Origin of the sequence: Paenibacillus sp. FSL H7-0326, from assembly GCF_001955535.1 — a bacterium.
GTDB lineage: Bacteria > Bacillota > Bacilli > Paenibacillales > Paenibacillaceae > Paenibacillus > Paenibacillus shunpengii.
In genome coordinates this window covers 1-1,542 of the sequence record NZ_MPVN01000019.1, presented here as the reverse complement: position 1 = coordinate 1,542, position 1,542 = coordinate 1, and the positions used below count along the sequence as shown (strand labels likewise).

The 1,542-nt window shown below is 54.0% G+C and carries 1 rRNA gene; it reads left to right on the top strand.

What is annotated here, in order from left to right:
- Positions 1 to 1,542, top strand: a 23S ribosomal RNA gene (locus BK126_RS28610); the annotation flags it as partial.

Sequence of the window (1,542 nt, the reverse complement as noted above, 5' to 3'; positions counted from 1 at the left end):
ATACAAGTGAGAATGCCGGTATGAGTAACGAAAAGATCAGTGAGAATCTGATCCGCCGAAAACCTAAGGGTTCCTGAGGAAGGCTCGTCCGCTCAGGGTAAGTCGGGACCTAAGGCGAGGCCGATAGGCGTAGTCGAAGGACAACAGGTCGAAATTCCTGTACCACCGTAAATCGTTACGAGCGATGGGGTGACGCAGTAGGGTAGTGACGCAGACTGATGGATGTCTGTCCAAGCAGTGAGGCTGGTATGTAGGCAAATCCGCATACTATTAAGGCTGGGCTGTGATGGGGAGTGAAAATTACAGTAGCGAAGGTCATGATCTCACACTGCCAAGAAAAGCCTCTAGCCAGATGAAGGTGCCCGTACCGTAAACCGACACAGGTAGGTGAGAAGAGAATTCTAAGGCGCGCGGAAGAACTCTCGTTAAGGAACTCGGCAAAATGACCCCGTAACTTCGGGAGAAGGGGTGCCCCGGTAGTGTGAATAGCACGAGGGGGCCGCAGTGAAAAGGCCCAAGCGACTGTTTAGCAAAAACACAGGTCTGTGCGAAGCCGCAAGGCGAAGTATACGGGCTGACGCCTGCCCGGTGCTGGAAGGTTAAGGGGAGCGGTTAGGAGCAATCCGAAGCTGTGAACCGAAGCCCCAGTAAACGGCGGCCGTAACTATAACGGTCCTAAGGTAGCGAAATTCCTTGTCAGGTAAATTCTGACCCGCACGAATGGCGTAACGACTTGGGCGCTGTCTCAACGAGAGATCCGGTGAAATTTTAATACCTGTGAAGATGCAGGTTACCCGCGACAAGACGGAAAGACCCCATGGAGCTTTACTGCAGCTTGATATTGGATTTGGGTACGATCTGTACAGGATAGGTGGGAGCCTAGGAAACAGGAGCGCCAGCTTCTGTGGAGGCAACGTTGGGATACCACCCTGATCGTATCTAGGTTCTAACTTGGTACCGTAATCCGGTGCGAGGACAGTGTCAGGTGGGCAGTTTGACTGGGGCGGTCGCCTCCTAAAGAGTAACGGAGGCGCCCAAAGGTTCCCTCAGAATGGTTGGAAATCATTCGCAGAGTGTAAAGGCACAAGGGAGCTTGACTGCGAGACCTACAAGTCGAGCAGGGACGAAAGTCGGGCTTAGTGATCCGGTGGTACCGCATGGAAGGGCCATCGCTCAACGGATAAAAGCTACCCTGGGGATAACAGGCTTATCTCCCCCAAGAGTCCACATCGACGGGGAGGTTTGGCACCTCGATGTCGGCTCATCGCATCCTGGGGCTGAAGTAGGTCCCAAGGGTTGGGCTGTTCGCCCATTAAAGCGGTACGCGAGCTGGGTTCAGAACGTCGTGAGACAGTTCGGTCCCTATCTGTCGTGGGCGTAGGAAATTTGAGAGGAGCTGTCCTTAGTACGAGAGGACCGGGATGGACGTACCGCTGGTGTACCAGTTGTTCCGCCAGGAGCACCGCTGGGTAGCTATGTACGGACGGGATAAGCGCTGAAAGCATCTAAGCGTGAAGCCCCCCTCAAGATGAGATTTCCCAA